At 75.8% G+C, this 658-nt stretch carries 1 pseudogene; it reads right to left on the bottom strand.

The features are described from left to right. Window positions 1-538 (bottom strand): annotated as a pseudogene (locus tag G5C65_RS39985) (DNA polymerase III subunit gamma and tau); the annotation flags it as partial. Between the last annotated feature and the right edge of the window lie 120 nt (window positions 539-658).

The raw sequence follows: 658 nt of genomic DNA, 5'->3' as shown, positions 1-658 counted from the left end.
GGTCCGGGGCCGGGGCCCGGGTCGAGGCCGGAGCCGAATCCGCAGCTGGGGCCGGAGCCGGAGCCGGGGCGGCGGGCTGCCCCGCCGCGGACCCGGTCGGCGGCGCGGGGGCCGCCACGCTCTCGCGGACGCCGCCGCCCTGGGGCGGAGAGCCGGCCCCGACGGCACCCGGACCGCCACCGGACGGACGGGATGGACCGGGCGGAGCGGACGCTCCCGGTGGCCCGGACGGTCCGTCCGACGCTCCGGGCGACCCTCCATACGGGGGCGCCTGCTGCGGTGTCCGTACGGCGGAGCCTCCGCCCCCCGAGGGATCGACGATCGCCTCGACCTTCCACTGCACGCCGAGGGCGTCACCGAGCGCCTGGCGCAGCACCTCGTCACTGCCGCCGTTCGCGAAGCTGTCACGCGCGCCCGCGTTGGAGAACCCGATCTGCAGCGTGGTGCCGTCGAAGCCGACGACCTGCGCGTTCTGACTGAGCAGAATCCAGGTGAACCGGCGGCGGTTCTTGACGGCCTCCAGGATCTGCGGCCACATCTGCCGCACCTGGGCCGCGCCCAGGGAGGGATCCTGCTGGCCTGCGGCAGCGGGAGCAGAAGCGGGAGCGGCGTCCGGACCGGCCCCGGGGGAGGGAGCGGACGCTGTCTCTTATTCAAT

The sequence above is a fragment of the Streptomyces boncukensis genome, assembly GCF_011045075.1.
Classification (GTDB): Bacteria; Actinomycetota; Actinomycetes; order Streptomycetales; family Streptomycetaceae; genus Streptomyces; species Streptomyces boncukensis.
Note: the sequence above shows the minus strand (reverse complement) of the source record. Positions and strands in the feature narration are given on the sequence as shown.